The sequence below is a fragment of the Streptomyces sp. NPDC088725 genome (assembly GCF_044751305.1).
Taxonomy (GTDB): domain Bacteria; phylum Actinomycetota; class Actinomycetes; order Streptomycetales; family Streptomycetaceae; genus Streptomyces.
In genome coordinates, this window is sequence record NZ_JBIVLO010000007.1 from 305,410 (window position 1) to 329,006 (window position 23,597).

Annotated in this window: 24 protein-coding genes; 14 read left to right on the top strand and 10 right to left on the bottom strand. The window is 69.9% G+C overall.

All coding sequences use genetic code 11. From position 1 onward, the window contains the following. Nucleotides 1-11 precede the first annotated feature (11 nt). Nucleotides 12-1,259 (bottom strand): M6 family metalloprotease domain-containing protein, encoded by a 1,248-nt coding sequence (locus ACIP6N_RS20045; RefSeq protein ID WP_401817217.1) that lies wholly within the window; start codon nt 1,257-1,259, stop codon nt 12-14. Nucleotides 1,260-1,580: 321 nt separating this feature from the next. On the opposite strand from ACIP6N_RS20045, the gene ACIP6N_RS20050 reads away from it, so the two are divergent. Further along, a complete protein-coding gene (locus ACIP6N_RS20050; protein WP_401817218.1) occupies nt 1,581-3,458 on the top strand; it encodes a putative bifunctional diguanylate cyclase/phosphodiesterase in 1,878 nt (625 codons plus the stop codon). Here ACIP6N_RS20050 and ACIP6N_RS20055 read toward each other — a convergent pair. Continuing rightward, nucleotides 3,439-3,882 (bottom strand): LysR substrate-binding domain-containing protein, encoded by a 444-nt coding sequence (locus tag ACIP6N_RS20055; RefSeq protein ID WP_401817219.1) that lies wholly within the window; start codon nt 3,880-3,882, stop codon nt 3,439-3,441. The genes ACIP6N_RS20050 and ACIP6N_RS20055 overlap by 20 nt on opposite strands. Before the next feature lie 17 nt (nt 3,883-3,899). Here ACIP6N_RS20055 and ACIP6N_RS20060 point away from each other — a divergent pair, with 17 nt between their 5' ends. Beyond that, a complete protein-coding gene (locus tag ACIP6N_RS20060; protein ID WP_401817402.1) occupies nt 3,900-4,721 on the top strand; it encodes an FAD-dependent monooxygenase in 822 nt (273 codons plus the stop codon). Between the two features lies 1 nt (nt 4,722). Here ACIP6N_RS20060 and ACIP6N_RS20065 read toward each other — a convergent pair whose 3' ends face one another. Further along, entirely contained in the window at nt 4,723-5,637 is a 915-nt protein-coding gene (locus ACIP6N_RS20065) for an aminoglycoside phosphotransferase family protein (RefSeq protein WP_401817220.1), read from the bottom strand. 137 nt (nt 5,638-5,774) lie between these two features. Here ACIP6N_RS20065 and ACIP6N_RS20070 point away from each other — a divergent pair, with 137 nt between their 5' ends. Beyond that, nucleotides 5,775-6,731, top strand: a complete 957-nt coding sequence (locus ACIP6N_RS20070) for a phosphotransferase family protein (protein WP_401817221.1) — start codon at nt 5,775-5,777, stop codon at nt 6,729-6,731. Nucleotides 6,732-6,735: 4 nt separating this feature from the next. On the opposite strand, the gene ACIP6N_RS20075 is transcribed toward ACIP6N_RS20070, so the two are convergent. After that, the gene (locus ACIP6N_RS20075) at nt 6,736-7,017 is read right to left on the bottom strand and encodes a Scr1 family TA system antitoxin-like transcriptional regulator (protein ID WP_401817222.1); all 282 of its coding nucleotides are present in this window, start codon (nt 7,015-7,017) and stop codon (nt 6,736-6,738) included. Here ACIP6N_RS20075 and ACIP6N_RS20080 point away from each other — a divergent pair. Continuing rightward, entirely contained in the window at nt 7,016-7,930 is a 915-nt protein-coding gene (locus ACIP6N_RS20080) for a methyltransferase (protein ID WP_401817223.1), read from the top strand. The genes ACIP6N_RS20075 and ACIP6N_RS20080 overlap by 2 nt on opposite strands. Here the strand turns inward: ACIP6N_RS20080 and ACIP6N_RS20085 are convergent. Both ACIP6N_RS20085 and ACIP6N_RS20090 read right to left on the bottom strand, forming a co-directional pair. Further along, nucleotides 7,924-8,508 carry a hypothetical protein gene (locus ACIP6N_RS20085; RefSeq protein WP_401817224.1) on the bottom strand — a complete coding sequence of 195 codons (585 nt, stop codon included), beginning with the start codon at nt 8,506-8,508 and terminating at the stop codon, nt 7,924-7,926. The genes ACIP6N_RS20080 and ACIP6N_RS20085 overlap by 7 nt on opposite strands. A 65-nt stretch (nt 8,509-8,573) precedes the next feature. Beyond that, the gene (locus ACIP6N_RS20090; RefSeq protein ID WP_401817225.1) at nt 8,574-10,016 is read right to left on the bottom strand and encodes a WGR domain-containing protein; all 1,443 of its coding nucleotides are present in this window, start codon (nt 10,014-10,016) and stop codon (nt 8,574-8,576) included. A 331-nt stretch (nt 10,017-10,347) separates the two neighbouring features. Between ACIP6N_RS20090 and ACIP6N_RS20095 the strand changes: the two genes are divergently transcribed. The 3 genes from ACIP6N_RS20095 (at nt 10,348) to ACIP6N_RS20105 (ending at nt 12,954) form a co-directional block, all read left to right on the top strand. Next, entirely contained in the window at nt 10,348-11,211 is an 864-nt protein-coding gene (locus ACIP6N_RS20095) for an oxaloacetate decarboxylase (RefSeq protein WP_401817226.1), read from the top strand. A 167-nt stretch (nt 11,212-11,378) separates the two neighbouring features. Continuing rightward, nucleotides 11,379-11,897 (top strand): hypothetical protein, encoded by a 519-nt coding sequence (locus tag ACIP6N_RS20100; RefSeq protein WP_401817227.1) that lies wholly within the window; start codon nt 11,379-11,381, stop codon nt 11,895-11,897. A 49-nt stretch (nt 11,898-11,946) separates the two neighbouring features. Then, on the top strand, nt 11,947-12,954 hold the full coding sequence (locus ACIP6N_RS20105) for a bile acid:sodium symporter family protein (RefSeq protein ID WP_401817228.1): 1,008 nt from the start codon (nt 11,947-11,949) through the stop codon (nt 12,952-12,954). 117 nt (nt 12,955-13,071) lie between these two features. On the opposite strand, the gene ACIP6N_RS20110 is transcribed toward ACIP6N_RS20105, so the two are convergent. The 3 genes from ACIP6N_RS20110 to ACIP6N_RS20120 all read right to left on the bottom strand — a co-directional run bounded on the left by ACIP6N_RS20110 (nt 13,072) and on the right by ACIP6N_RS20120 (nt 15,990). Next, entirely contained in the window at nt 13,072-14,187 is a 1,116-nt protein-coding gene (locus ACIP6N_RS20110) for an LLM class flavin-dependent oxidoreductase (protein WP_401817229.1), read from the bottom strand. A gap of 184 nt (nt 14,188-14,371) precedes the next feature. Next, on the bottom strand, nt 14,372-15,091 hold the full coding sequence (locus ACIP6N_RS20115; RefSeq protein ID WP_401817230.1) for a decarboxylase: 720 nt from the start codon (nt 15,089-15,091) through the stop codon (nt 14,372-14,374). Next, nucleotides 15,088-15,990: a decarboxylase gene (locus ACIP6N_RS20120; protein ID WP_401817231.1), complete on the bottom strand. Its 903-nt coding sequence runs from the start codon at nt 15,988-15,990 to the stop codon at nt 15,088-15,090. Before ACIP6N_RS20120 ends, ACIP6N_RS20115 begins: the two co-directional genes overlap by 4 nt. Nucleotides 15,991-16,217: 227 nt before the next feature. Here ACIP6N_RS20120 and ACIP6N_RS20125 point away from each other — a divergent pair, with 227 nt between their 5' ends. Further along, a complete protein-coding gene (locus ACIP6N_RS20125; RefSeq protein ID WP_401817232.1) occupies nt 16,218-17,168 on the top strand; it encodes a D-2-hydroxyacid dehydrogenase in 951 nt (316 codons plus the stop codon). A gap of 34 nt (nt 17,169-17,202) precedes the next feature. After that, nucleotides 17,203-18,630 (top strand): amidase, encoded by a 1,428-nt coding sequence (locus tag ACIP6N_RS20130; protein ID WP_401817233.1) that lies wholly within the window; start codon nt 17,203-17,205, stop codon nt 18,628-18,630. A gap of 52 nt (nt 18,631-18,682) precedes the next feature. On the opposite strand, the gene ACIP6N_RS20135 is transcribed toward ACIP6N_RS20130, so the two are convergent. Further along, nucleotides 18,683-19,180, bottom strand: a complete 498-nt coding sequence (locus tag ACIP6N_RS20135) for a DUF3830 family protein (protein WP_401817234.1) — start codon at nt 19,178-19,180, stop codon at nt 18,683-18,685. A 199-nt stretch (nt 19,181-19,379) separates the two neighbouring features. Here ACIP6N_RS20135 and ehuB point away from each other — a divergent pair, with 199 nt between their 5' ends. The 5 genes from ehuB (at nt 19,380) to ACIP6N_RS20160 (ending at nt 23,474) form a co-directional block, all read left to right on the top strand. After that, complete coding sequence (ehuB, locus tag ACIP6N_RS20140) at nt 19,380-20,282, top strand: ectoine/hydroxyectoine ABC transporter substrate-binding protein EhuB (protein ID WP_401817235.1); 903 nt, start codon at nt 19,380-19,382, stop codon at nt 20,280-20,282. A 16-nt stretch (nt 20,283-20,298) separates the two neighbouring features. Next, entirely contained in the window at nt 20,299-21,036 is a 738-nt protein-coding gene (ehuC, locus tag ACIP6N_RS20145) for an ectoine/hydroxyectoine ABC transporter permease subunit EhuC (protein WP_401817236.1), read from the top strand. Further along, nucleotides 21,033-21,674, top strand: a complete 642-nt coding sequence (ehuD, locus tag ACIP6N_RS20150; RefSeq protein WP_401817237.1) for an ectoine/hydroxyectoine ABC transporter permease subunit EhuD — start codon at nt 21,033-21,035, stop codon at nt 21,672-21,674. Before ehuC ends, ehuD begins: the two co-directional genes overlap by 4 nt. Beyond that, entirely contained in the window at nt 21,664-22,491 is an 828-nt protein-coding gene (gene ehuA, locus ACIP6N_RS20155) for an ectoine/hydroxyectoine ABC transporter ATP-binding protein EhuA (RefSeq protein WP_401817238.1), read from the top strand. The genes ehuD and ehuA overlap by 11 nt, the downstream gene beginning before the upstream one ends. 224 nt (nt 22,492-22,715) lie before the next feature. Continuing rightward, complete coding sequence (locus ACIP6N_RS20160; RefSeq protein ID WP_401817239.1) at nt 22,716-23,474, top strand: IclR family transcriptional regulator; 759 nt, start codon at nt 22,716-22,718, stop codon at nt 23,472-23,474. Nucleotides 23,475-23,597 lie beyond the last annotated feature (123 nt).

Here is a 23,597-nt window from a genome sequence, read left to right on the forward strand (position 1 = left end):
GGTGTGCGAGGTCACTCGGGAAGCCCCGTGGTGATCTTGACCGTCCACCCCCCGGTCGCCGTACGGTCCGCCACCTCCACCCGGGTGTGACCGCCCGGGACCGTGAACGTCTCGCCCACCCCCAGCGGCGCGTCGGCCAGCGGCGGATAGACGGAGTTCTCCCCGCACGCCGAGGTGCGCGGATGTGTGTCCACCACCTCGACCGGGCCGCCGCCCGACGCCGTCCCGTTGCGCACCCGGTAGAGCAGCACGCCCTCCTCGCAGGTCCTGTCGTCGTTGCCCATCGCGCCACGCGCCTCGATGGCGAGGACCGAGTCCGGGCCGGTCCTGACGACCGCGAGCCGCGTCCCCGCGCTCCCGCCGACGGACCGCGCCTCGGCGATCGGCTCCAGCGTGAGCATGCTGGTGCCCGTCGGCGCCACGCACCGCACCTGCTGCCGGCCCAGCCAGCCGAGCTTCCACTTGTGCCAGCCGAAGAAGTCGGGGGCGAGCCCGAACTGGCTTCCCATGACGTCCCAGTCACCGACGTACGTGTCCCAGTCGCCCTTGCCGTCCGCGGGCCGGTGGTAGAGGTCGGCGAGGTCGAAGGCGTGCCCGGTCTCGTGGGCCAGCACATTGCGGTCCGGGGGGTGCCGCTCGAAGACGGTGACGACGCGCCTGATGTCCGTGCCGTCCGCCTTCAGCGGCCGGTCGAAGTTGACCACCTTCGTGGCGTCGGAGTCGACGCCCGGCGCGTCGGGATCGGCGACCAGGTAGACCACGTCGTACCGCGAGAAGTCCACGACCGGATCGGCGACGCGCAGCGCGTCGCGCAGATAGTCCGTACGCCGCTCCGGGTCCCAGTCGCGCTTTATGCCGTACGCCGTGGACGGGCGCGGCATCTTCAGCCACTGGAGCCTGGGGTGCGCCCGCAGCCTGAACTTCCCGTACGACGCCCGCTCGTAGAACCGGCTGGTGGCCGGGAAGTGGTCGGCGGCCAGCTCGGCGGGGGCGGTGTGCGGTACCGCGTCGGGGAAGGACAGGAAGATCATGACCGCGTCGAGCGTGCGGTCGGGCCGCGGGTAGTCGCCGTTCCAGGTGTCCAGGCCGAGGGAGTGGTGGGCCGAGGTACGGGGCAGAGCGCACGGGTCCCGCGGACTCGCGGCCACGGTGGGACCCGCGACGAGGGAGACCGCGGCGAACGCCATGAGGGACGTGAAGGCGGCGATGCCCGCGCGCAGCCGCCGGTCCACTCCCCCGGGTGTCTGCTGACGCACCACATGGACCTCCGGGTGGGAATGCGGGACACGTCACCCACCCTCTGTTGATTTGTGGTGGTACGCCCTGTTCCGCTGCCCCACACGAGTGAGAAGCCCGACACCCCGGCGGATCACGGAAAGTCACATCCAGTCATGAGGACGTCGTTCGAGGTCACAGCCGTGCAGAAACGATCGTCCCTCGACACTCCGTCAGCCCCTGGCATCCCGTTCCCGGCGACAGAGCTGGAACGGTCACCCGGCCAGCCTCTATGATCGGCACACTTTCCCTGGCCGACCGTCCCGATCACCCCTGTACGACACGACTGCACGCGGGAGCGAGCCGTGAGCGGAACCTCCGAAGGACCGCGGCCTGCGGCAGTCGCCGCGTCCGGCAGCACCCCGCAGCCGATCACGGAACGTAATGCCATCGGCAGAACCGGCGGACCGCGCACGCCGGCCGCCAGAACCGACGCCGAGGTGCGCGACTACAGCGCCGCGTTCCGGGTGGCGCAGCTCGCGATGGCCGTCCTCGACCACGAGGGCTCCGTCATCACCGCCAACGAGGCACTGGCCGAACTGCTCGGCACCGAGCCGTCCGCCCTGCGCGACCAGCGCGCGGCCGACCTCATCGGCCTCGGCTCCGACACCCGCACCTGGCGCGCCTACCGCGAGGTGCTGCGCGGCAGCCGCGCACGCTTCCGCTGCACCCGCCGGCTCAAGCACTCCGACGGACGCGCGGTGTGGACGCAGGTCACCGTCTCGCCCGTACCGGAGAGCGAGAACATGCTGCTCTCGATCGCGGACATCAGCGACCGGCGCGAGCTCCAGGCCAGGCTGCGCCACCTCCAGATGCACGATCCGGTGACCCTGCTGCCCAACCGCACGCTGTTCTTCGAGCGGCTCTCCTCGGCGCTGGAGAACTCCGCGTACGAGCCGTACGACCAGCCGTACGACGAGACGTACAGCGGCAGAACAGGGCGGATCGGTCTCTGCTACCTGGATCTGGACGGCTTCAAGGCCGTGAACGACACCCTCGGCCACCGCGTCGGCGACCGGCTGCTCACCGCCGTGGCTGGAAGGCTCACCGAATGCGCCGACCACGCCGGGCACACGGGCGGCGGGCATCTGGTGGCCAGGCTCGGCGGCGACGAGTTCGCGATCCTCGTCGAGGACTCCGTCGGCACGGACCAGCTCACCGACCTCGCGCGCTCCGTACTCGCCGCGCTCCAGCTCCCCTTCGACCTCGGCGGGCAGCGGCTGTCCGTCTCGGCGTCCATCGGTGTCGTGGAGCGTACGGCGGACGGGACCACGCCGACCGAGCTGATGCAGGCCGCCGACACCACGCTGTACTGGGCCAAGGCCGACGGCAAGGCCCGCTGGACCCTCTTCGACCCGGAGCGCAACGCGCACCGGATGACCCGGCAGGCGCTGTCGTCCACGCTGCGCCCGGCGGTCGAGCGCGGCGAGTTCGTCCTCCAGTACCAGCCGCTCGTGGGGATGGCCGACGGGACCGTACAGGGTGTGGAGGCGCTGGTCCGCTGGGAACACCCGCAGTTCGGCATGCTCGCGCCGAACCGGTTCATCGGGATCGCCGAGGAGGACGGCTCGATCGTGCAGCTCGGCCGCTGGGTCCTGCGTACGGCCTGCCTCCAGGCCGGCCGGTGGCAGCGCGAACACCCGGACGAGCCGCCCCTGTTCGTCAGCGTCAATGTCGCCGTGCGGCAGGTCTGGGACTCCGACCTGGTGGCCGACGTCGCCGAAATCCTCACCGAGACCGGCCTCGCACCGCACCTGCTGCAACTGGAACTGACGGAATCCGCGGTGATGGGCTCGGCGGGCCGCCCGCTCCAGGCGCTCCAGGCGCTGAGCGACATGGGCGTACGGATCGCCATCGACGACTTCGGAACGGGCTACTCGAACCTCGCGTATCTCAGCAGGCTGCCGGTGTCCGTGCTGAAACTCGACGGCTCGTTCGTACGGGGCTTCCGGTACGACGAGGGCACGCACCCGAGCCCGGCGGACGAGATGATCGTCGAGGCACTGGTCCAACTCGCCCACCGGCTGGGCCTCACGGTCACGGCGGAGTGCGTGGAAACGCCGGGGCAGGCGGAGCGGCTGGGCAGGATCGGCTGCGACACGGGCCAGGGCTGGCTGTACTCGCGGCCGGTGGCGCCGGAACGGATCGCGGAGATGATCGCGGTCAGTCGGCTGCGGGTGTGACGACGGGGGGAGTTGGCGGGGCGGCCGGGGCCGGTGCGGCGACCGGGACGGCTGTCGCTGGTGCGGCGACCGGGGCGGCTGTCGCTGGTGCGGCGGCCGGGGCGGCTGTCGCTGGTGCGGCGGCCGGGGCGGCTGTCGCTGGTGCGGCGGCCGGGGTGGCCGCCTGCCGCGCTCGTACCGCGAGGCAGCTGCGTACGAAGTCCTGTACGGCGTCCGCCACTTGGCCCGCTCTGGGCCAGACCACTCCGACCTGCGAGGGACCGACACCGGTCACCGGCCGGTAGACGACATCGGGGCGCCGGTAGAAGCGGGCCGAGGCCTCGGGGGTGAGGCTGATGCCGAAGCCGTTGGCGATGGCGTTCAGCCACTCGTCGGGGTTGTGCGCCGTGTCCCGCCCCGCGGGGCGGACCGATATGTGCGGCACAACCCCCACCGATCGAGCTGTCCAGGGAAAGCTTTCAACGGCTCTTCGACCGACATGCCCGCCGCCCCGGCGTCCAGCTGGCGTCCGCCACACTCCTGTCCGTCTACCGGGTCAACTCCCGCATGGCGAAACGGTATCGCGTGGGCCGCGCCTTCCTGGCCGGCGACGCGGCGCACGTCCACCCGGTCGCGGGCGGTCTCGGGATGAACAGCGGCATCCAGGACGCCTTCAACCTGGGCTGGAAGCTCGCGATGGCGCTGACAGGATCGGCGGGAGACGGTCTGCTCGACACGTATGAGGAGGAGCGGCTGGCGGTCGCCGCCCGGACCCTGGGCCTCGCCTCGGATCGGCTGAGCAGCACCATGGAAGCGATCAAACAGCCGGGCGGCGGCCTGGATTCCGCCGTCACCGCGGAGACGTCGACTCTGGGCCTGGGTTACCGCTGGAGTTCGCTGACGCGCGGCGGCGAGGTACCGGAGGTACGTACGGGCCCGCCGCACCCGGGCGACCGCGCCCCGGACGCGCCGTGTCGCCATCCCGGAACCGGCGCCCCCGCCCGCCTCTTCGAGGTCTTCGCAGGCCCTCACTTCACCCTGCTGGGCTTCGGCGCGGACACGGCCGGGGCACTGCGCGAGGTGGCCGCCGCGGCAGGCGGCAGCGTACGGCCGCTCCACGTACTCGGCGACGAGGGCGAGTTCGCCCGAACGGCGTACGGAGTGACCGGCGCCGAGGGCGCGCTCGTACTGATCCGGCCGGACAACCACCTGGCACTGACCGCCCGGGCCGACGACTCCCGGGCGGTACTCGACTACCTCAACGTCACTCAGGCACTGGCATAGTTCAGAGGTCGGCGATGAGCGCGTCGAGCTGGGACAGGGCCGTGCGCACGCGCGCGGGGTCGGCGTAGTAGGGATCGTCGGGCACGGGCAGCGACCCGGCCAGTGCCCAGCCGCGCCCGCGCGCCCAGGTCGCGTCATCGACGTCGAGCACCGTACGGAAGACGCCCCGCGCCTCGGCGGGCAGGAGCTGCCACGCGGGCATCAGGTCGACGGCCGGATCACCCACCGCGAGCGTCCCGAAGTCGATGACGGCGCTCAAGTGGCCTTCTACCGCGAGGAGATTGCCGGTTCCGAGGTCCCCGTGAATCCAGACCGGCGGCCTGTCCCACGCGGGCGCCGCCAACGCCGCCTCCCACACGGCCGTCACCGCGTCGACATCGATCAGCCCCTTCAGCGCGGCGATCTTGGGACGGACGCGCGCCTCGACGGCCAGGGAGTCGCGCGCGTCGCCCATGGGCACACCACGGAACGCGTTACTGGCCTCGGGCCCCGGGCCTCCGGTCGGGTCGATCTCCTGGAGAGCGAGGATGAACCCCGCCAGCTCCGTCGCCGTCCGCACCGGATCCGCCAGACCGCCGACGGTCACGGTCTCGCCCTCCAGCCACCGGTAGACCGACCAGGGAAAGGGGTAGCCGGCACCGGCCGCGCCCTTCGCGAGCGGTTCGGAGACCGGGAGCGGCAACCGTGGCGCGAGCAGCGGCAGCCACCGGTGCTCCCGCTCCACCTGCCCGGCCCACCGGGGATAACGGGGCAGCCGTACGGACATGTCGTCGCCCAGCCGGAACGTCGCGTTGTCCATCCCGGCCACGGGTACGGGTGCGAGAGGCAGTTCCGCCCACCGGGGGAACTGCGCGGCGAGCAGCCGGCGCACCAGCGCCACGTCGACGAACACCTCACCGGAACCATCAGCCGACACGCGCGCCTCCTCGCCATGGGCCCTGACGGACACGGCCTCATCCCACCGCCGGGAACGCCCCGCGTCCACCGGTTTTCCGGCGGTGCCCCGCTCCATGACGGTTTGCGCACGACCCCCGCACCAACCACACTCACCGCATGAGCGCAGCCGGAACCCCCGCATTCACGTCCATTCAGGATCACGTCTCGCGCCTCGGCGACACGGATTTCTGGTGGCCGTACGTCGCCGAGATCCTCGACCGGCACGGCCTGAGGGATCCTGCTTCCGGCCCCGGACCCGGCCGGAAGCTGACGGCGGGGACCAACGGCACGTACCCGACGTTCCTCTACGGCGACCTCGTGGTGAAGCTGTTCGGTTACTCCCGGGCCTGGCGCGAGAGCCACACGGCCGAACGGGCCGCCCAGACCCTGATCGCCACCGACCCGGAGATCGCCGCGCCCAGGCTGCTCGGCGAGGGACGGCTGTACGAGGACGACAGCGCGCCGTGGCCGTACCTGATCACCACCCGGATGCCCGGCATCCCCTGGCGGGAGGCTGAACTGTCACGCGCCCAACAGATTGTGGTCGCGGCAGACTTGGGCCGCCAGGTACACCGCGTACACGCGCTGCGCCCGTCGGCCGGCTCCGCACCGAACCCCACCCGCGAGGCGGTGACGGCGGCCGCCGAACAGAGTTCGCTGCCACCGCACTTGACCGCGCAGGTCGACACCTACCTGGCGCAACTCGGCCCGTACGACCCCGCCTTCGTCCACGGCGACCTGACCGCCCAGCACGTGTTCGTCGAGAACGGCCGCCTGACCGGGATCATCGACTGGGGCGACGCGACGGTGACCGACCGGCACTACGAGATCGGTCAGTTGCACCGCGCCCTGTTCAACTGCGACAAGACGCTGCTGCGCGCGTTCCTGGAGGCCGCCGAGTGGCCGGCGTCCGGGGACTTCCCCCGCCAGTGCCTGGGTCTCGCACTGCACCGCCAGGCGGCGGGCATCGCACAGCACCACTCCTTCGACCTCTTCGAGCCCATCGCGGCCCTGTTCCCACTCCAGGACCTCGCCACGCTGGACGCCCTGGCCGCCGAACTCTTCGCCGTCTGACCACTCACAAGGCTTCTATGGCGGAAGTGATCAACGCCCGCGCGTCGGCCCCGTAGACGGCCAGTTCCGAGGCCCGGGCGAAAGCCCTGACGTACTGCTGGATCTCGGACGGCGCGGTCACCGTGACCGCCGCGGTGAGGAGCTCTACGCAAACCCGCTCGTTGTCGAACATCGAGAAGGTCTCAAGCGGCCACATGGTCACGCAGATCAACGACGGCCGCGAGCCCGGCAACGCCCCACGCTGGCCGTCGAGTTCGGCGTCAGCCCCGTCGATCGTCTTCCGCATGCTGCACATGCTGGACGTACGGGAAGGCCATCGCGTGCTGGAAATCGGCACCGGCACCGGCTGGAACGCCGGGCTCCTGGCTCACCGGCTGGGCGGCGATCGTGTGACGACGATGGAGGTGGACCCGGCGCTCACCCTGCGGGCCGCGTCCAGCCTCGGAAACGCCGGCCTCGGCCCCCGGGTGATCACCGGAAACGGTGCGGGCGGGTACGCGGCCGACGCGCCGTACGACCGGATCGTCGCCACCTGTTCCGTGCGGGAGGTGCCGCCCGCCTGGGTGGCGCAGACGCGGCCCGGCGGGGTGATCCTGACCCCGGGGGCGTCGCCGTGGTGCTGCTTCGGGCTGCTGCGACTGACCGTGGACAGCGACAGTGACAGCGACGGCGGCAAAAGCGACGGCACCCACACCGCCTCCGGCAGGTTCTCGCCGCACGCGTCGTTCATGCTCATGCGCGAGCAGCGCACGGACCTGCGGATCTACCGTGACGTGGTGCGCGACGAGCACGTACCGGAGGAGTCCGGTACCGAGCTGAACCCGGAGGCGGTCGCGGGCGACGACTGGGCGGCGCGGTTCGCCGTCGGCCCGCAACTCACCGATGTATGGCACACCTGGCACGACAACCCCGACGTACCCGGCGTGGCGTCCCGCCTCTGGATCGCCGCGACGGACGCGGGATCCTGGGCCGCCATCGACAAGGACGGCCGGAGCGACGGCCGTTTCACGGTGTGGCAGTACGGCCCGCGCCGCCTCTGGGACGAGATGACGGCGGCATACCTCTGGTGGCAGCGGCACGGCAGTCCGGGCCCGGAGCGCTTCGGCCTGACCGTACCCCCGTCCGGCCGCCAGACCGCTTGGCTGGACTCCCCCACGCACCCGGTCCCCCGCCAGCCCGGCCACCCGCGCCGTCAGTGAGCGCCGTGGCCGGTCGGGCGGCCTATCGGCAGGCTGGTGATTCCCAGGTCGTTCCGCATTGTCTGACGCACCTCGTACAGGCTCTCCGACGCGCGCAGCAACCGCTCGTGCAGCGCGTCCAGGTCCTCGTCGGCCTCCTCTTCTTCCGCGAGATGGCGGGCCACGACATTGGAGATGTGCCGGAGACGGTGGGTGAGGTCGGCCACGACCACCAGCACGTCGTCGGACACGATCATCTGCGCCTCGGCATACGCCTCCCCCATCGCCTGCCGCGCCTCAGCCGCGCGCTCCCGCTGCGCGGCGGTGACCGGTCGGCCGACGCGTAGTTCGCGGACGATGTCCCACAACGCGTCGTGGTGGTTGCGCAGGCGTTGGTTGACCGTGACGTACGACATCCTGCGAGCCGCCAGGTTCTCCCGGCGGGCCAGCTCCTGCCATTCCTCCCGCTTCTGCCGCTCGGAGCGGTCGAGTTCGAGCTGCTTTGTCCTCAGCGCGCTGCGATGGGCGAGCAGACCGGAGGCGAGGGTGCCGGCCACACCGACGATGCCGATGACGAGGGCAGTGATCGAAGCGCTCATAGGGGCGAAACCTACGACGAGTTGAGAGGGAGGCAAAGGGCCCCCAGGACATTCGGGTTCTCTTCTCAGACCAGGCGCTTGATCTCGCCGCGCACCCGGTAGAAGCCCGCCGGCGTCGGGTGCAGCGCCTCGACCACGTAGCGCGTGCCCGGTTGGCGTATCCCGCGCGGGAACTGGACGTTCCACGAAGGCTCGTAGCCGTTCGAGACCACATGCACGCGTATCCGGCCGCCCTCCTGGACGCACTCCACGACCACTCCGCCGCCGGACACCGCCACGTCCGTCGAGGCGACCGTCCGGACCGTCGCCGACGGGGTGTACGTGGGCAGCGCGGCCGCCTGCTTCACGTCCATCGCCACCGGGACCGTGCCCTCCCGGGCGGCCGCTATCGCGGCGTCGCTCGCGTCCACGCAGACGAGCGAGCCGTCCGTGGTGACCATGTACAGCTTCTCGTTCAAGTACTGCATGGACAGGGCCGAACCGCCGCCCGTGCGCAGCTTCCACAGCCGCGTGCCGTCCGCGTCGAAGCAGTACACCGAGGAGGAACTGTCACCCGCGAAGACGAACCGGCCGCCGCGCGCCGTCGCGCACGAGTACACCGCCGTGTCGCAGCAGTACACCGCCTCGACCGTGCCCGTCGTCTTGGACAGCCGCTGGACGACACAGCGCGCGGTGCCCGCGTACACCGACTCGTCCTCCTGCCAGCCGAACAGCACCCCGCCCGTGGTCGGTGTGTGCCACAACTCGCCCGCGCCGCCCGGCTCGTACGCCGTCACCCCATTCTGGTGGCCGTGATAGACGGCACGCCCGTCGGCGCGCACCATCCAGCCCTGACCGCCGGCCGACTTGCGCGACCACTGGTACTCGTCCTCGTGGTCGATGACCGTCAGACCGCCGTCACGGTCCGACACATTCAGCACGCCCTCACGGATGTCCAGCCAGAAGATGTCGACGTCGGAGGCGATGTCGTACGCGGCGAACGGCAGCTTCGAGGACAGGTCGTACACCTTGCCGTCGTCGCACCCCGCGTAGATCCAGAAGTCGTCCGCGACCAGGCACTTGACGCCGTCGGGCAGGGCGTAACGGGCCAGCACCTCGCCGCCGTGGCTGAGCGTGTACACATCCCCCGCCTGATTGCCCACCCAGCAGCGGTCGCCGTCCACGTGGATCCCGAACGCCGACGAGCCCGTACGGAACCGCCACAGCACCGGCGCGACGGCGCGCGCCGTGGACGGCGCGGACGTGACCTCCCTGCGCGTCACCGCCCGCGCCGCCCGCTGCCCCTGAACCGCCGTGGCGTACCCCTTGCGGACCTTCTCGCCGATCTTCTTCGCGGCCGCCGCCCGCGCCTTCTCGGCGGTGGGGAAGGTCGAGGTCTGCGACTGGCCGCCAGCGCCGATCCGGCCGTAGCGCACCGAGACGACCGTCCCCTCCACGGCCACCTCGTAGAACTTGTGCGCCCCGCCGCCGTCCTGCGACAGCTCCAGATACGTCCTGGTACGCGACATGGCAGACCCCTCCCCACGACGGGAGCGGCATCCGTTTCGTGTGCGCCGCTCTCCACTACGAGAACGCTACGAGGGGGCACTGACAACGCGCTTGAAACGGCGCCAGACGCCCCGCGTCCCAGGCGACGCGACGCCCGCACGACGTCCACGCGACGCCCGTGCGGCGCCTGACGGCACCCGTCCACGCCTGTCGGCTTGGTGCAAACATTGCCAGGAATGGACGAGATCCGGTGTGTCGCATTACCAAATCTTGGTTTTCTGCAAATCTGTGCGCAGCACGACTTCGACAGAACTCGTGACAGCGCGAGTTCCGGAATCAGGGAGACAATCCATGCGCTACGGCGACGCCTTGCGAGAGGCTGTTGAATCACCCCGCACCACACCGCTCATCGGAATCTATGACATGTACTCCGCGTCCATCGCGGCGCAGCACTACAACGGCTTCTTCGTTTCCGGGTTCGGGTTTGCCGCCTCCCACTACGGCCTTCCGGACATCGGCTTCATCGCCTGGCCCGACATGCTGGCCTTCGTGGAGCGACTGCGCCTCGCATTCCCCCGCCATCACCTGCTCGTGGACATCGACGACGGTTATGTGGATCCCGAAGTCGCCTGCCATGTGGTGCAGCGGCTGGAACACACCGGCGCCTCCGGGGTGATTCTGGAGGACCAGAAGCGCCCGCGCAGGTGCGGGCACGCGGACGGCAAGCTGATTCTCCCTCTTGAGGAGTACCTGGAGAAGCTGAACCTGGTGCTCAGCAGCAGGCAGGACCTGCTCGTGGTGGCGCGTACGGACGCCACGGAAGAGTCCGAAATCATGCGGCGGGCGCAGGCTCTGGCGGAAACGGACGCGGATGTCGTCCTCGTCGACGGGGTTCGGAGCGTGGAATGGATTCGCAAGATCCGTTCGGTCACCGGCGACAAGCCGCTGCTGTTCAACCAGATCGCGGGCGGAAAGTCACCGAGGCTTTCCCTGACCGAACTCTCTGATCTGGGCGTCAATATCGCCATCTACAGCACACCGTGCCTCTTCGCCGCGCACGGCGCGATCGACGGCGCACTGGCGGATCTGAAACTGGCGGACGGCCGGCTGCCCGACACCGCGGAGACCGGGGCCGTCGGAGTCGCGGGCTCGACGAAACTGCTGGAGAAGAACATCAGCAGGCACCACGGAATTCCCCAGCCGGTGTCGGTGTGATCACGGATCCACCCTCGCTCATGTCACCTCTCGCACCGCGCAATCCGGGCCCGCGGCCTCTCGCGCCACAGCCTCCTCCGCGGGCCGGTACCGGCCGGCATCGCGGGCCCCGGAAAGCGCTCCCTTTCACCCGGGCTTCCGCGACGGTCGCCGGCGTAGCGGCGACCGTGAGCGTGCTCTGCGGCAGCGCCGTCGCACAGGCCGCGCAGCCGCCGGCCCCCGTGGGCACGGCGGACAACCAGCCCCGGGCCGACGAGACCCAGGTCAACGGAACTCCGGCCAAGGAGACTCGGGGCCACGACAGCCCGGACCACGCCGACTCCTCGCAGAGCGAGACCCCCTCGCAGAGCGAAACCTCGTCCCCCAACGCGCCGTCGCAGACCGGTGCCCCGCACGGCGAGGCCTCGCACAGCCGTCCGCCGGCCTTCGAACGACGCGACGACGATCTGCTGGACGACGACGAGCCGGAGGACGAGTCGCCGGTGCCCGAGCCGATCTCCTCCTGGCATGTCGGGCTGATCGTCATCGACAACTCCTACGCGGACTCGTGGCTTGAGGTCGACAGGACGCTCAACACCCTGTTCGCGAGCAACGGCACAGCGGGCAGCGATCACGACGGCGACGGCGACGACGTCCACGTGCAACAGCACAACCGCACGCCGCCACAGCACGAGTGCGGTGATTGATGTGGTGCCGACGTCCGGGCCGGTCGCGTGGCCGGGCCGGCTGAGGAGGGTGGTCGATCCGTACGTGGCCGCCCTCCTCAGCACGGTCGCGATCGCCGCGCTGCTGCCGGCGACCGGCCGGGGAGCGGCCGTGGCGGGGGGCGCGGCCGATGTCGCCATCGGCCTGCTCTTCTTCCTCTACGGCACACGGCTCTCCACCGCGGAGGCGCTGGCCGGCCTGCGTCAGTGGAAGCTCCATCTCGTCGTGGTGGCAAGCACGTTCGTACTCTTCCCCGTCCTGAGCCTGGCCGCGAGCGGCCTCGTTCCCGTCCTCCTCACCGACCAGCTCTACACAGGTCTGCTCTTCCTGTGCATCGTCCCCTCGACCGTTCAGTCGTCGATCGCCCTCACCTCCACGGCCCGGGGCAACGTTCCGGCCGCGATCTGCGCGGGGACGTACTCCAGCCTCCTCGGGATGGCGGCCACACCGCTGCTCGCCGCCTGGCTGATCGGCACCACCACCGGCTTCTCGGCCGACGGGTTGCTGACGATCGCCACGCAGCTGCTTCTGCCCTTCGTCGCCGGGCAGTTGCTCCGCCGCTGGATCGCCCCCTTCATCGGCCGTCACAAGAAGAAACTCGGCCTCCTGGACCGTCTCTCCATCCTTCTCGTGGTCTACACGGCGTTCAGCAGGGGCGTTCGGGAGGGCATCTGGCAACAGGTCACACCTGTGCGGCTGTTCGCGCTGCTGAGCCTGTGCGCCGCCCTGCTCGCGCTGGCGCTCTGGACGACGTCGTTCGCAGCGACGCGGATGGGGTTCAGCCGCGAGGACCGCGTCACCATCGTCTTCTGCGGCTCCAACAAGAGCCTGGCCACGGGACTTCCGATGGCGGCGGTGCTGTTCGGCGGCGCGGCGGGTCCCGTCATCCTCCCGCTCATGCTGTACCACCAGATGCAGTTGATGGTGTGCGCGATCATCGCGGGCCGGTGGTCACGCCGACCGGTGGCACCCGCGCCCACGCACGCGGCACCCCACCCGGTACGAGACCTGCGAGACGTACGAGAAGTGACGGGCTGACCCACCACGCGTGAACCCACGCGCGTGAACCCACAGCACAGGAAACACCGCATGTGAAACGGCCACCGCCCGGTCCGAGGACCGAGCGGTGGCCGGGTGCGTGACGCGTGGTCCGCGTCAGGCCGTCGTGGCCGGCAGGCCGTACGCGTCCGCGATCAGGTCGTAGCTGCGCAGCCGCGCCTCGCCGCCGTGCGCGTTGGCCGTGATCATCAACTCGTCGGCGCCGGTGCGCTTCTGGAGGTCGTCCAGGCCCGAGCGGACCGCGTCCGGGGTGCCGTAGACGATGTTCGTGAGCCAGCCGTCCACGAACTCCCTCTCCACCGGGCTGAATTCGTACGCCTCCGCCTCCTCTGGCGTCGGTACGAGTCCCGGGCGGCCCGTGCGCAGACGGACCATCGAGAGTGCGCCGGACAGCACTTGGCGGTGCGCTTCTGACTCCTTCTCGGCGGCCAGGGCCGACACACCGATCACGGCGTACGGGGCGTCCAGTGTCCCGGAGGGGCGGAAGGACTGTCGGTACAAGTCCAGTGCGGGGACGGTGTTCTGGGCGGAGAAGTGGTGCGCGAAGGCGAAAGGCAGACCGAGCACGCCCGCCAGCCTCGCGCTGAAGCCGGAGGACCCGAGCAGCCAGATGGGCGGGCGGCCGACCGGGCCCTGGACGGGACCGGGGACCGCGTGGATGCGGGAGTACGGGTGCCCGTCGGGGAAGTCGTCGTCAAGGAAGCGGGTCAACTCGGCGAGCTGCTGCGGGAAGTCGTCCGCGCCTTCGTTCAACCGGTCGGAGCGGCGCAGCGCGGCGGCCGTCGCGCCGTCCGTGCCCGGCGCGCGGCCGAGACCGAGGTCGACGCGGCCCGGCGCCAGCGCCTCCAGCGTGCCGAACTGCTCAGCGATGACCAGCGCCGCGTGGTTGGGCAGCATGACGCCGCCCGAGCCGAGCCTGATGCGCTCGGTGTGGGCGGCGAGATGGGAAAGGATCACCGCGGGCGACGAGGAGGCCACGCCCGGCATGGAGTGGTGCTCGGCGACCCAGTGCCGGTGGTAGCCGCGGCGTTCGGCGAGCTGCGCGATCTCGACGCTGGTCCGCAGCGCCCCGGTCGCGGTGGAACCACTGCCCACCGTGACCAGGTCGAGTACCGACAGGGGGACGGGCGCGGTACCGAGCGCCGTACCCCGGATCGCGTCTCCCGACTTCGCGCCGCTCGAATTCGCGTCGCCTCGAATCGCGTCTACCACCGGTCAGACCCTCCTGCGTTCGGAAATCTTCCTTCAGCCCCTGCGTCAGGGGCTGGAACAGGAGGGGCTCTCCGGTTATTCCCGGCCGGTCGGGCCGGTCCCGGCGGGGACGTCAAGGCGCCTTGCTCGCAGCCCCGTTCCGGGCGGCCTCGTTCACCGCCCCGTCCGGGCCTTGCTCAGCACCTCATTCCCGCGACGCGAACAGTGTTCCCAGCTTCGGAGCCCAGACCTTGCGCTCCACCAGCCGCAGTCCTTCCCAGACCGTGACCTGATTCGCCGTGAGGACCGGCTTGCCGAGCGCCTTCTCCAGGTCCGGCAGGTAGGCCGCCGTATGCAGGGCCGTGTCCGGCATCAGGACGACCTGGGCATCCGGATGATCACCCGCGAGGGCCAGTTCGAGAACCTGCTCGTACTCCCAGGTCCCGACCTCGGCCGCCGTGATGATCCCGCTGCCCCGGTCCGCCACCACCTCGATCCCCGCCGCCTTGAGGAAGGCGGTGAAGTACTCGGTGACGTCCTCCGGGTACGTGGCCGCCACGGCGACCCGCTCGGCGCCGAGCGCCTGCACCGCGTGGGCGAAGGCGAACGACGTACTGGACGCGGGGAGGCCCGCGGCGGCCGCGAGGGCGCGCGTCTGATCCTGCGCGCCGTCCCAGCCGTACACGAAGCTCCCGCTCGTGCAGGCCCAGACCACGGACTCCGCACCGGCGTGGCGCAGCTCCTCCACACCGTCCGCGAGCCGCTGATCCGCACCCATCTGGAGCAGCGCGTCGACGCGGTGGGCGTCCTCGCCGATGTCGGTGTGGACGACCGGCAGTCTGATGTCGCTGTCGAGCAGCATCTCGATGCGCGGGTAGTCGTCCTCCGCGGAGTGCCCGGGATAGAGGAATCCGACGGTCGTCATGTCCACCCTTCCTGTTCGTCCGGCTGCGGTTCCGGCGGCGGCAGCATGTGTACCGGCTCCACCGACGACACCGGCAGCGCCGGCATGATCGGTTGCACAGGTACCACCGGAAAGACCGGTTGAACCGGAAGAACCTGATCCACCGGCCGCACCGGGCGCACCTGCGCCGTGTCGAGCAGCAGCCGCTGGTACGGGCCGACGGCCTCCGCGCCCAGCTTGCGCAGCGCCGACCACATGGTGACCTGGTTCGCGGACAGCACCGGCATCTGCAGCTCGGCCTCCAGCTGCGGAATGGCGTCGTATGTCGCCAGATTCGTGCAGCTGATGAAGAGCGCGTCGGCCGCCCCTGCGACGGCCTGCCGCGCCATATCCATGACCGACCGGTAAGGAACCTTCCAGATGTCCCTGGTCAGCCCCAGAAAAGCGCGGCCAGTGACGGATACCCCTGACTCACCCAGATACTCCTCGAGTGACTGGGTAACGGACTCCGTGTAGGGCGTCACCAGCGCGAGCCGGCCTATGCCCAGTGCTTCGAGCGCTTCCACAAGAGCGCCCGAGGTGGTGAGCGAGGGCACGGCACCGGCCCTGGTCATCGCCTCGCACATGGCGCGCTCGCCGGCCGGGCCGCCGACGAAGCTGCCGGAGGTGCAGGCATAGGCGATGACCTCGGGTTCGGACGCGCCGAGCGCCCGTACCGCCTCGCCGAGAGTTTCGTGCTCGCTGACCAACCGGGCGAGGTCCAGGGAGACCTCGACAGGCACAAAAGGAGTTCTGGTCACGCGCAGTGAAATTTCATCGGGCACCCAGCGCCACAGTTCGCGGTCGAGTGCGAAATCGAAGGGAGCTACCACGCCGATACCACGCTGCGGCTGCGGTCCACCCAGAAAGGAGACTTCCAACGCTGGCCCCCTACAAAATGCTCTACACGGCCCGACGCTCTCACGTCTTGTTGACGAAGGTAAGAGCACAATGCGAGCGTGGTCAATCCGTACAAGTAAGACGTTGCATCGAGTTTTCGCGCACGAAACGCGGGACCCCACCCACAACCCTTTGTGCGCCCCGCCTCGTGCCTACCTTGCGCCCCACTTGTGCGCCCCCTCACACTGTCCACAGAAGGGCTCTTCTCATGGCCGTACCAACCCTGCTCGTACTGGAAGCCGACCCGCCTCCGCGACTCGGTCAACTGACGGGACGCGCCACGATCCGTTATGCCAATGAGGAGAACTTCGCAGCTCAGCTGCCTTCTGCCGACGCTTTGCTGGTCTGGGACTTCCTTTCGGACGCCGTACGGCTCGCCTGGCCGGGCGACGGTCCGCGCCCGCGCTGGGTGCATACGGCGAGCGCCGGAGTGGACCGGCTGCTCTGTCCTGAGTTGATCAACTCGGACACGGTGGTGACCAACGCCCGCGGTATTTTCGAGAAACCCATCGCCGAATACGTGACGGGGCTCATGATCGCCATGGCGAAAGATTTGCCTGGCACGCTCGAATTGCAGCGTCAGCACCGCTGGCGTCACCGCGAGGGGCTCCAGGTCGGCGGCAGCCGCGCGGTCGTCGTCGGGGCCGGACCGATCGGCCGGGCCATCGCCGACATGCTCAAGGCGCTGGGGGTCGAGGTCGCCGTCACGGGGCGGACGGCACGGCCCGGCGTGCACGGCGCGGATCAGCTGGACCGGCTCGTTACCGGCGCCGACTGGGTGATCTCCGCGGCCCCGCTCACGGACGCGACGCGCCACATGTTCGACGCGCGCCTCTTCGGCCTGATGCAGCCTTCCGCCCGGTTCATCAACGTGGGACGCGGGCAGCTCGTGGTCGAGGACGACCTCCTCGCCGCCGTGTCCAAGGGGTGGATCGCGGGCGCGGCCCTGGACGTCTTCGAGCACGAGCCGCTGGATCCGGCGAACCCGCTGTGGGACGTACCCGGTCTGATCGTCTCCCCGCACATGAGCGGTGACACGATCGGCTGGCGCGACCGGCTCGGAACCCAGTTCCTGGACTTGTACGAACTTTGGGCCGATGGGAAGCCCCTGCCGAACGTGGTCGACAAGAAACGTGGGTACGTCCCCATGCATGACTGATCCAGAGACGAATCATCCAGGTATAGGTGCAAGCATGAGCGATGACGGTTTCCTGAGCGGTCTGACCGCGCGGCAGCTCCTGGCGGGCTACGAGAAGGGCGATTTCTCGCCCGTCGACGCGACCCGGGCCGCGCTGGAGCGAATCGAAGCGGTCCAGCCGCTGGTCAACGCCTTCGTCAGGGTGGACCCCGAGTCGGCGCTCGCCCAGGCGGAGGCGTCCGCGGAGCGGTGGCGCGCGAAGGAGCCGCAGGGGCTGCTGGACGGCGTGCCGGTCACGGTGAAGGACCTCATCCTGCAGCGTGGCACCCCCACACTGCGCGGATCGCGGACGGTCCGGGCCGACGGCCCCTGGGACGAGGACGCGCCGTCCGTGGCCCGGCTGCGGGAGAACGGCGCGGTCTTCGTCGGCAAGACGACCTCGCCGGAGTTCGGCTGGAAGGGCGTCACGGATTCACCGCTGCACGGCGTGACCCGTAACCCGTACGACCTGTCCCGGACGTCCGGCGGGTCGAGCGGCGGCAGCGCGGCGGCGGTGGCGCTGGGCGCGGGCCCGCTGTCGGTCGGTACGGACGGCGGCGGCTCCGTCCGGATCCCCGCGTCGTTCTGCGGCATCTTCGGCCTCAAGCCGACGTACGGCCGGATCCCGCTCTACCCCTCCAGCCCCTTCGGCACCCTCGCGCACGCGGGCCCCATGACGCGCGACGCGGCCGACGCGGCGCTGATGCTGGACGTCCTCAGCGGCGCCGACTGGCGGGACTGGTCGCAGCTGGCCCCGGCCCAGAGCGTGAGCGGGGCGCTGGAGGAGGGCGTGCGGGGGCTGCGCGTCGCGTACTCCCCGACGTTCGGCGGTCAGGTCGAGGTCCAGCCCGCGGTGGCCTCCGCCGTACGCGGCGCGGTGCAGCGGCTGGCCGAGCTGGGCGCGCGTGTCGAGGAGGCCGATCCGGACATCACGGATCCCGTGGAGGCCTTCCACACCCTGTGGTTCAGCGGCGCGGCGCGCGTGGTGCAGCCCCTCGGCGCGGAGCAGCGGGAACTGCTCGATCCGGGGCTGCGGGAGGTCGTCGAGGAGGGGGAGCGCATGAGCGCGCTCGACTACCTGGCGGCCGTGGACGCGCGCATGGCGCTGGGGCGCCGGCTCGGTCGCTTCCACGAGACGTACGACCTGCTGGTCACGCCCACGATGCCCCTCACCGCCTTCGAAGCGGGCGTGGAGGCACCGGAGGGCGCGCGCGGGCGGCGCTGGACGGGGTGGACGCCGTTCACCTACCCGTTCAATCTGACGCAGCAGCCCGCCGCGACCGTGCCGTGCGGGGTTGACGAGAACGGGCTGCCGATCGGAGTCCAGCTGGTCGCCGCCCGCCACGCGGACGTACTGGTGATGCGCGCGGCGCACGCGCTGTACGAGTCGGGCGCGGCGCGGATTCCCGCGCCTTCGGGGAATCTCGCGCCCTTCGGTGGTTAGGCCCGCGAACGGCGATGTCCACCCGACCGGGTGAACGTCGCCGGGAGGGGCGCTACGCCCGCCGGAAGCTGAGCGTCTCGCCGATCGCTCCGGCCCGCCACAGGTCCTGGCAGGCCTCGGCCATCTGGTCGAGGCCGTCGACCACCGTGCCCCAGACGATGCCGGGGATCCAGCCCATGTCCCCGTTGATCAGCAGGTTGTTCCGCTCGTAGAACAGGGCGAGGTCCACCACCGTCCGCCGGCCGCTGATGGCCTTCTCCTCGTAGCCGTACGAGGTGTTCGCCAGCTCGGTCTCGGGGAATGTGAAGTAACAGAGGTCGCCCGGGATGGGCGTGATGGTGGGGTTCTCCAGCGGGGGTTCCTTCTCCGCGAAGGCGGGGAAGAGCGCGTAGATCTCGTTGCGCGCGTACTTCGCGTGGTAGACGTCGGAGCCGAGCGGCAGCGCGTCCCACACGGCCGCGCATGTGACCGGAGCCCGGTCGTCCAGGAGCTTCGCGGTGCAGTGCACGCCGCGCTTGTCGAGTGATACCTGCACATAACGGTCTGTCATTCTCGCAGCTTGCCCGGCATGGGCCCGCGACACACCCCACCTCGGCCCACTATCGAAACAGGCCACGGGAAGGTCACCTTCCGGACACTGTTTGATTACACCCCTCCGCTGACCGGCATAGACCATCCGGATCGGGAAGGCGCGTCCCGTTGTCCGCGGCTGCGCGGCGCTCCAAGCCCACCGAGGAGATTGCGAATCCATGGCTGACTTCCCGAATCTGTCCCGCCGGGGCTTCCTCAGCCGCTCCGCGGCCGTCGGCGGCCTGCTCGTCGTGCCAGGCCTCCTCTCCGCGTGCAGCAAGACCGACAGCGGCACGGAAAGCGGAGCGGGAACGCTGGACAAGCTGCGCAAGCAGGGCTTCGTCCGGGTCGCGTACGCGAACGAGGCCCCCTACGGCTACACCGAGGGCAGCACGCTCAAGGGCGAGGCCCCCACCCTGCACGCGGAGATATTCAAGGCGCTCGGCGTCGCCCAACTGAAGCCGACGCTGGCCGACTTCGACGGATTGATCCCCGGGCTCCAGGCCGGCAAGTACGACGTGGTCAGCGCGGGCATGGCGATCACACCCGAGCGCTGCGAGAACGCCCTGTTCTCCGAACCCGAGTTCATCTCGCCGACCGCCCTGATGGTGCGCAAGGGCAACCCGAAGAAGGTCACCGACCTCGCCTCCGCGAAGGCCGCGGGGATCACCATCGGCGTGCTGTCAGGCGCTGTTGAGGCTTCGTACGCCGAGGGCGCGGGCATCTCCAAGGACAAGCTCAAGACGTTCCAGAAGCCGCAGGACGGCGCCGACGCCGTCAAGGGCGGCCGTATCGACGCCTTCCTCCTCACCGGCATCTCCCTGCGCTGGCTCACCAAGACCAACCCGCAGACCGAGGTCGCGCCGCCCTTCGTCCCGGAGTTGAAGGGCAAGCCGCAGTACAGCCCAGGCGCCGCGGTCTTCAAGAAGGGCAACGAAGCGCTGCGTGACGCCTTCAACACCGAGCTGAAGAAGATCACTTCGGACAAGGCGCGCTACACGAGCCTGCTTCAGCCGTACGGCTTCGGCGCGAGCGAGCTGCCGCCGGCCACGCTGAAGACCGCCGATCTCTGCAAGGGCTGACGGGGACACCACCGGTATGGGTGACTTCTTCTCCACCTTCTTTGACGAACTGCCCCAGATCACTTCGGGGTTGCTGGTGACCGTCGAGGCCACGGCCCTCGGCGCGGCGCTCGCTCTCGTCCTGTCCTTCGTCCTCGGCCTGATGGCCGGCAGCCAACTCCTCGCGGTGCGCGGAGTGTCCAGGGTCGTCGTGGAGTTCTTCCGCGGGACCTCGCTGTATGTCCAACTGTTCTGGCTCTACTACGCCATGCCCACGCTGACCGGCTACGAACTGACCCCGCTGCTCTGCGGCGTGGTGGCCTTCGGCCTCAACTTCGGTGCGTACGGCGCCGAAGTCGTGCGCGGCGGAGTCAACGCCGTACCGCGCGCCCAGTGGGAGGCGGCGATCGCACTGAACATGTCGCCGTTCCAGCGGATGCGCCGGGTCATCCTGCCGCAGGCCACCGTCCAGATGATCCCGTCCTTCACCAACCTGCTGATCCAGCTGCTGAAGGCGACCCCGCTGCTGTGGCTGATCTCGGCGGCCGACCTGATGACCGTGATCCAGCAGATCAGGGACCGTACCGGTGAATCCCTCACCGCCTATGTGACCCTGCTCGTCTGCTACTTCGTCCTGGCCTACCTGCTGACCCTGCTGATGAATCTTCTCGAACGGACCGCGAAGGCCAGGCTCGGCCAGAGCACGGACAGGCGCAGCCTGCTGCGCAGCCGCAGCGCCGTCAGCGCGACGGTCACCGGAGGTGCCGCTCAGTGAAAACCTTCGACTGGGACGCCGCCGGGGACGTACTGCCCCTGTTGCTCAACGGGTTCAAGGTCACCCTGCTCGCGACCGTGCTGGGCATCCTGCTCGCCGCCGTGCTCGGTCTCGCGGTCGCGGTCGCGGGCCGGGCGCCTTCGCGGCTGCTGACCGTACCGGTGCGCGCCGTCACGGAGTTCGTACGGTCGACTCCGCTGCTGGTGCAACTGGTCGGCGCGAACGCGGTGTTCAGCAGCGTCGAACCGCTGACCATCGGCATTGTCGTGCTGGGCATCCACTACGCCGCGTACACCTCCGAGGTGTACCGCGCCGGGATCGACGGCGTGCCGAAGGGCCAGTGGGAGGCTTGCCGCGCGCTCTCGATGTCTCCCCGGCGGACCTGGCAGGCGGTGATCCTGCCGCAGGCGGTGCGCAACGTACTGCCCGCCCTGGGCAATTACGCGATCTCGATGTTCAAGGAGACCCCGTTCCTCGCCGTGATCACGGTCCAGGAAATGGTCTTCGAGGCCCGGCAGTACGGGACCGACCACTTCGCCTACACCGAGGCGTTCACACTCGCGGGACTGATCTTCCTGGTCGCGAGCTACCCGACCTCGCTGCTGATGAGAAAGCTGGAGAAGCGCCTTGGCCACTGAACCTGTAGAGAAGACGGCCCCCGAGGACGCCGTCCCGCCGACCGGGCAGGGACAGCCCCTGGTCCACTTCGACCGGGTCGTGAAGCGGTACGGCGACCATGTGGTGCTCGATCAGCTGGACTTCGCCGTGCGGCGGGGCGAGCACGTCACCCTCATCGGTCCCAGTGGCTCGGGCAAGACCACGATCCTGCGGCTGCTGATGACGCTGGAGAAGGTCAGCGACGGTGTGATCTGGGTCGACGGCAAGCCGCTGTCCCACATGCGCACGGCGAACGGCGGCCTGAAGCCGGCCGGCGAGAAGCAGCTGCGGGAGTCCCGGAAGAAGATCGGGATGGTGTTCCAGCAGTTCAACCTCTTCCCGAACATGAAGGTGCTCCAGAACATCACCGAGGCACCCGTCAACGTCCTCGGCGTGGAGCGCGAGGAGGCCGAGACACGCGCACGCGAGCTGCTGGAGCTGGTCGGGCTCGCCGACAAGATCGACGCGCATCCCTCCCAGCTCTCCGGCGGGCAGCAGCAGCGCGTGGCGATCGCCCGCGCGCTGGCGATGCGGCCGGAGATCCTGCTGCTGGACGAGGTGACATCGGCGCTGGACCCGGAGCTGGTGGCGGGCGTGCTCGATCTGCTGCGCGAGATCGCGTCGACCACGAACATCACCATGCTCTGCGTCACCCACGAGATGAGTTTCGCCCGGGATGTCTCCGACCAGGTACTGATGTTCGATTCGGGTCGGATCGTGGAGACCGGATCCCCCGAGAAAATTTTCTCGGCGCCGGAGAACGAGCGCACCCGGGCCTTCCTGAGCGCGGTCCTCTGACCTCGGGCTCTCCTCGGCAATAGTGACTCTGGCATATGCCATGGGTGGTGCGGCGCAGCTCGAGACCCGGCGCCGCACCACTCGTCCCGTCAACAGACTCTCCACGAACCGGCCTTGACAGCTATCGTGAGGTGAGCTTGCGGTCACCGGCCGCTACGGCGTGTCTTCGCGGGGGCGTCCGGCCGCGAGCAGGACACTCCCGCGAAGGCTCGTTTAGGGGAACCGTGACGCTGAAGCCCGAGCCGACCGCATCGTTCCACTCCGTGCACTACGTGCTGCGGGTCCTGGAAGCCGTCGCCGGACACAGCGGCGGCGTGACCGAACTCCAGCTCTCCCGCGAGACCGGCCTGCCCGCCGGACATCTGGCACCCCTGCTCGTCATGCTGCGGCGCGAGGGATACGTGGAACAGATCGCGGCCGGCGCGTACGCCGCCGGCGACTCGATGATCCTGCTCGGCTCGGGCGCCGCCCGGCAGGCCGCTCTGGAGACCGAGCTCGGGAACACCCTGCGTGAGCTGCGCGACTCCGTCGGCGCGGCCGTCTACCTCAGCCGGTACGTCGACGGCGAGGTCAAGGTCACACAGATCGCCGACGGGCCGACGACGCCCGCGGTGAAGGAATGGGTGGACTTCCGCTCGTCGGCCCACGCCAGCGCGATCGGCAAGTGCCTGCTGACCCAGCTGGACCACAACGCCCGCAAGGACCACCTGTCCCGGCACAAGATCGCCCGTTTCACGTCGCGGACCATCACCAGCGAGCAGCAGCTGTTCTCCCGGCTGGACAGCCAGCCGCCCACGGTCCCGGTGCTCGACCTCCAGGAGTACGCGATCGGCACGGTCTGCGCGGCGGTTCCGCTGACGGCGGGCTCGACGGTGGGCTGCCTCGCCCTGTCGCTCCCGGTCGAGCACGCCCACCGGCTGCGCGCGGCGGCGGCCGCCCTGAACCGGAGGGCGGCTCCGATGGCACTCTCGCTGGCGCTGTAAGGCTGCGCATGGGGACGCGGCAGGGCGCGCGGCGGCGCTGTGCGCCCCGGCCGGCCGGGGCCCGGCCAGACCGGGGCCCGGCTGGGCTGCGGGCCTGGGCGTGTGGGCCGATCAGGCCGTGGT